This window comes from uncultured Pigmentiphaga sp., from assembly GCF_937950555.1.
Taxonomy (GTDB): Bacteria; Pseudomonadota; Gammaproteobacteria; order Burkholderiales; family Burkholderiaceae_B; genus Pigmentiphaga.
This window is the reverse complement of record NZ_CALFCW010000075.1, coordinates 1-5,781: the sequence shown is the minus strand read 5'-3', so window position 1 is coordinate 5,781 and position 5,781 is coordinate 1. Positions and strand designations below refer to the sequence as shown.

Here is a 5,781-nt window from a genome sequence, read left to right as displayed (position 1 = left end):
AAACGACCGTTATCCATGTGCATAGTGAACTAGAAGCAGCATGACTCATGTTCCAACTACATTGACAGACGCCGGGGGCCTCCCCCGGGGAGGTCGTCGCGCTCGCCGGTCACGCTCATTAACCCACCCATGCCCTGGATCAGATAGTCGTAGCCGGCGCGATGGCGGTACGGACCAGTCTGCCCGAAGCCCGTTATGGAGCAGTAGATCAGTCGCGGATTGATTTCCCTCAAGGATTCGTAGTCCAGCCCATATTTCTTCAGCCCTCCGACCTTATAGTTTTCAACGAGCACGTCAGCCTTACGGGCTAGCTCGCGCACGATGCGCTGACCGCGCGGGTCCGCGAAGTCGATGGCCAATGATTTCTTGCCACGGTTGCAGCATATGAAGTACGCGGCATCGCCATCCTCTCCAGTTCGCGCGTCTTTCAGGAAGGGCGGCCCCATCTGGCGTGTGTCGTCCCCAATGCCGGGCTTTTCGATCTTGATGACTTCCGCGCCGAGGTCCGCCAGATTCTGAGTTGCCCAGGGGCCGGCAAGTATTCGCGATAGATCCAATACGCGGATGTGGCTCAATGGTTTCGGCATCGCAGTCTCGATGAATGAACGTGTATAAGAAAAGCGGCGACGTGATTACGCGTCCTGCAGAAGCTGTTCTGCGTCGGATTCAGTAGCGCCGTAGGCCAACTCGACGATGAGCTCGCCTTCGCGAACGCTCTCCCCTTTGCCATATCGCACGGACTGAACGATTCCCTCGGCATCTGCCGTAATGGCATGCTCCATCTTCATGGCTTCAATAACGACCAGGACGTCACCTGGGTGAACCTTGTCTCCCGGTTTCACCGGCAGCGCGGATATCACTCCCGACATCGGTGCTATCGCTGCCCGTGGTTTCCCCTTGGTTTCGGGCGGGAGGTATTCGAATGGCGAGAGAATGTAATGGTCGCCATCTACCTGGGCAAACCAAACTGAGCCGTGGTGACAGGCATGCCACTTAGTGTCTTGCACCGTTCCGCAGAGGCAGAATTCGTCCCGAGAGACGGTCCAGTCCCGGCCCATGCATCGGACGGTCAGCGAATCACCATGAAGTGAGATGATGCGAACTTCGGCGGGGTGCATATCAATACGTGCACGGACGCGTCCAAACGGCGCATCGGTATCGAGATGACGACGGTCGAGAATGTCGACGGTGCCTGCCGCCCAGGGCGAGCGGGGATCCGCAGGACGAGGAAGTAGCAACGCGGCCATGACGGCTATTGAAGGTCCTGCGTCTGGTACCTGCAGTTCTTTGTGCTGGTCCAAGTAGCGCGTGTGAATGCGTCCTTCGCGCACGCCGGGATCGTCTAGGACCCGCAGCAGGTATCCCATGTTGCTCTTGATTCCGAGCAAGACACTATCGCGTAGCCCTTGCCGCAAGCCTGATAACGCGGCATTTCTATCGCAGCCCCGCGAAATGATCTTGGCCACCATGGGGTCGTAGTACGGCGGCACATTCCCAGCACTAGAGAACGAGGCATCTACGCGGAGGTTCCCAGGCCACCGGACGCTGACTGCTCGGCCTGGTGCCGGACGAAAATCCTGCGCCGGATCCTCCGCATAGATGCGTGCTTCCATCGCGTGGCCAGCATACGAAATCTGCGCTTGCGACAGGGGCAGGCCATTACCCGCAGCTACGCTAAGCTGCCATTCGACCAGGTCCAGTCCAGTTATTTCTTCGGTGACCGGGTGTTCGACCTGCAGCCGGGTGTTGACTTCAAGAAAATAAAACTGGGAGTCAGGGCCCACTATGAATTCGAAGGTGCCGGCATTCCGATAGTTCAGACTACGCGCGCCCTGGACCGCGGCTTCCAGCAGTCGTTCGCGTGTGTGTGCCGGAAGATTGGGAGCAGGTGCCTCCTCGATGACCTTTTGGTGCCGTCTTTGGAGAGAACACTCGCGTTCGAACAAATGCACCGCATTCCCGTTCCCGTCGCCAAAGATTTGGACTTCTATGTGGCGCGGGTTCTCGATATACCGTTCTGCAATTAGCCTTCCGTCACCGAAGCTGCTGCGCGCGACCCGAATGGCGGACGCAATCACATCGCCCAGCCCGTGAAAATCGGCGATGACCTGCATACCCTTGCCGCCGCCCCCGGCAGATGGCTTGAGCAGCACCGGCAATCCGATCGCGCGTATCTGCTCTTCCAAATGGCGGCGGTCATCGCTCGCTTCCATGGTTCCAGGAACAACCGGCACCCCAGCCTCCGTCATGAGCCGCCTGGCCCGGGCTTTGTCCCCCAGCGCGGCGATCGTTTCCGGAGCCGGCCCGATAAAGACTAGGCCGGCATTTTCTATGGATGCCGCAAACGAACTGTTCTCAGACAGGAACCCGTATCCGGGATGTACGGCTTCACATCCGGTGCGAAGTGCGGCTTCGAGCAACTTCGCTCCATCGAGGTAACTGGCGGTTGCGGGACCGTCTCCTATACACATGCTGGCAGCCGCGCTCTTCAGGTGTTCGGCGCCAGCATCAGCGCTGGAATAGACGGCGACGTACTCGATACCGAGGCGCCGGCAGGTTCTCGCAATGCGGCAGGCGATCTCCCCACGGTTGGCGATGAGGATTCTCTTGAACATAGTTACATCCTGAAGACGCCGAAACGGGTGGTGTCCTGAGGTCCGTTCGCTGCCAGGGCGAGGCCGAGGGTCAGCCAGGTGCGGGTCTCGGACGGCTCGATCACGCTGTCAATCCATAGGCGAGAGGCCGCGTACAAGGCGGAACTTTCTTTGTCATAGATGGCGCGAATGGGGTGCTTGTATGCCTCTGCCTCCTCCTCGGAGAATTCTTTCCCCTGCCTGGCGCACTGTTCGCGGCGCACGAGGGCAAGCACAGTCGCCGCCTGTTCGCCCCCCATTACGGATGTGCGAGCGTTGGGCCACATCGCCATCAGTCGGGGCCCGAAGGCGCGTCCGCACATTGCATAGGCACCTGCCCCGTAACTGCCTCCGATGATGACGCTAAATTTCGGCACTCGCGCAGTCGATACGGCATTCACCATCTTGGCTCCGTCTTTGGCAATGCCTCCTTGTTCGTATTGGATTCCCACCATGAACCCGCTGATGTTGTGAAAAAAAACAAGCGGTATGTTTTCCTGGCAGCACAACTCGATGAAGTTGGCAGCCTTCTGGGCGCTTTGCCCATAGAGCACGCCGTCGTTCGCGATTATGCCGACCGGATACCCACCTATCGCTCCTGTTCCACAGATGATCGTCGTGCCATAGCGCTCCCGATAGGGAAGCAGTTCACTTCCATCCAGCAGCCTGGCCAGCACGTCACGAATGGGAAGCGCCTGTTTGGGGTTTGCGGGAATAAGCCCGGGAAGTTCTGATGGATCGAAAAGCGGTGGCCTCGGCTCCTGGGGTGGCGGAGTGAGCGACGGTGCTCTTGAGCGCGCGACGATTTGGCGCACAAGGTCTAGCGCATGCAGGTCGTCGTGCGCGTAGTGATCTGCTACGCCTGATAGGCGGGTATGTACATCGGCTCCACCCAGTTCCTGAGCGTCCACGATTTCGCCGGTCGCTGCCTGAACGAGCTGGGGGCCGCCGAGGTAAATCGCTCCGGTTCCTTGGACGATGATTGTTTCGTCGCACATCGCAGGGATGTACGCGCCTCCGGCCGTGCACGCGCCCATGACCGCCGCGATCTGTTTGTATCCGAGTGCGGACATCTCGGCGATATTGCGAAAGATGCGCCCAAAATGATGCTCGTCAGGGAAGATTTCTCCCTGCATGGGAAGGTACGCGCCTCCCGAATCCACCAGGTAGATGCACGGCAGGCCGTTCTCCCTTGCCACCGCTTGTGCGCGTAGTTGCTTCTTGATGGTGAGGGGGTAATAGGTGCCGCCTTTAGCCGTGGCGTCGTTCGCCATGATCATGCAGGCACGTCCCGCAACGATTCCCACGCCAGTGATGATGCCGGCCGATGGCGAATTGTTGTCGTACAGATCATCGGCCGCAAGCTGCCCCAGTTCGAGGAAGGGAGTGCCGGGATCGAGCAGTACGTTGATGCGTTCACGTGGCAGGAGTTTTCCGCGCGCTAGGTGAGATTCTTTCGCCTTGGCGCCGCCGCCGGCCAGAGCCCTTTGTCGGGCTTCCCGCAGAGATGACAGCGTAGCCTCGAATGCCGCGGTGTTCTCCGCAAATCCTGCTGTGTCGATGAAAGGCCTAGAAGAAATGGTGGGCATCTCAGCAAATCATCCTCGTTGAGGTCATGGCTGGCCCACGGTTTCGCGTACGGGCAGGTGCAGCAGCGCGTGTCCCAGCGATTTTCCGGTTTGGTCGAGCCGCAGGGTCTTGGTAGCACCGCCGCCCAGGGCGTTGCGCATGATGACGACCAGCGCACCGAGGTTGTCCATGGGATGGCACTCCACTTCCCCCTGCACCCAGTTTCCGTATAAGGCTTTCACGGCTTCGGGCGTTACGCTGGCAAGCAGCAGCCGGTATTCGTCGGGCCCGCGGGCAATGAGGCCCACGCTACAGACGTCGCCTTTGTCTCCAGAGCGCACGTATGCGATGTCTTTGACTTGAAGTGGCATTTCCATGCTCCTTAGGCCGTCAACAGACTCACGGTCTGTTCGACAGCGGTTTTCGGGATCAGCGTCGGCCACAGCGATATGACGGGACGTGGCTTCAAGGGGCTTCCAAATGACGTTCCTCCGGGTCCCATGATCCACAGATGTGCGCCAGCCCTGCGTACTTTTTCCGCTTCCTCTGCAGTGCGGGTGCGCACTGCGCAGCGAAGCCCGACTTCGGGGAGCTCGTTAGCTTGGGCGCGTCCCATGAAACGAGCGGCTGGACCATGTAGTGTGTTCAGGCCGATGAAGTCGAAATGAATTTGATCCGCGACTAGTCCCATGCGTTCGAAGCGTTCGAGCATGGTGTCCCGAGCCTTCACCGCCCGGTCATAGGCGTCAGGCCAGGGGAAGAAAGCCATGGCTTCACCGATCCACCCGTCCTCGTAGCCTATCACCAGCTTCCAGAGATCCGGGGATGGTTCGCCTCGCACACCACTGACGCGAACACGGTCTTCTCCCACTTCTTCAAGCTTTACCGACGTGAAGTCGGCCACTGCATCCGGCATAAGATAGCGACGCGGGTCCCCAATCTCATAAACGAGGTGTTCCTTGATCGTCCACAGATCCACCTTGCCTCCGGTGCCCGGCAGTTTTGTCACGATGGCGCTGCCATCCTGCTCAACCTCCAGGATCGGGAATCCGGCCCGGCCCATGTTGGGCATTTCAAGAAAACGGGAAGACATGCCTCCGGTGCAACCGGCCGCGCATTCGACGATGTGCCCAAGGGTCACCGCAGCTGCGAGGTGATGGACATGCTCTCTGCCTCGCCCCCAGCCGAATTCGTACGCCAGGGGCCCTACGTACAAAGCGTTGTCCGTCACTCTTCCGGTAATGACGATTTCCGCTCCTTCAGCCAACCCTTCCGTAACGCCGGAACTATCGGTGTACACGTTGGCGCAGACGACCCGGTCGCGAATAGCAGCAAAATCGTCGTCGCCAGTATCCATGTTCCGCAACACGACGCCTTGCGCTATCAGTCCATCCAACTTGCCTAGCATGTCGTCGCCTTCGACCACGGCAATTCGAGTGCCTGTCAGTCCTGCTGCACGCGCGCCTTCAGCGATGCGTTCGGCAGCCGCGCGGGGGTTCACTCCCCCACCATTAGAAATGAGACGCAAGCCCCGAACCTTCGCCCTAGGCAGGAATTGCAGGATGGCCTTGACCGCGTC

General features: G+C 59.5%; 4 protein-coding genes and 1 pseudogene. All 5 read right to left on the bottom strand.

Annotated features, from left to right (window positions below; all coding sequences use genetic code 11):
* Nucleotides 1-68 precede the first annotated feature (68 nt).
* Nucleotides 69-587: pseudogene (locus Q0319_RS18670) on the bottom strand (CoA transferase); the annotation flags it as partial.
* A 45-nt stretch (nucleotides 588-632) separates the two neighbouring features.
* Nucleotides 633-2,615: a biotin carboxylase N-terminal domain-containing protein gene (locus Q0319_RS18665; RefSeq protein WP_299455114.1), complete on the bottom strand. Its 1,983-nt coding sequence runs from the start codon at nucleotides 2,613-2,615 to the stop codon at nucleotides 633-635.
* Nucleotides 2,616-2,617: 2 nt separating this feature from the next.
* On the bottom strand, nucleotides 2,618-4,222 hold the full coding sequence (locus tag Q0319_RS18660; protein ID WP_299455112.1) for a carboxyl transferase domain-containing protein: 1,605 nt from the start codon (nucleotides 4,220-4,222) through the stop codon (nucleotides 2,618-2,620).
* Nucleotides 4,223-4,246: 24 nt separating this feature from the next.
* The gene (locus tag Q0319_RS18655; protein ID WP_299455111.1) at nucleotides 4,247-4,573 is read right to left on the bottom strand and encodes a hypothetical protein; all 327 of its coding nucleotides are present in this window, start codon (nucleotides 4,571-4,573) and stop codon (nucleotides 4,247-4,249) included.
* An 11-nt stretch (nucleotides 4,574-4,584) separates the two neighbouring features.
* The coding region (locus Q0319_RS18650; protein ID WP_299455109.1) for an acyclic terpene utilization AtuA family protein at nucleotides 4,585-5,781 on the bottom strand (1,197 nt) is incomplete at its 5' end.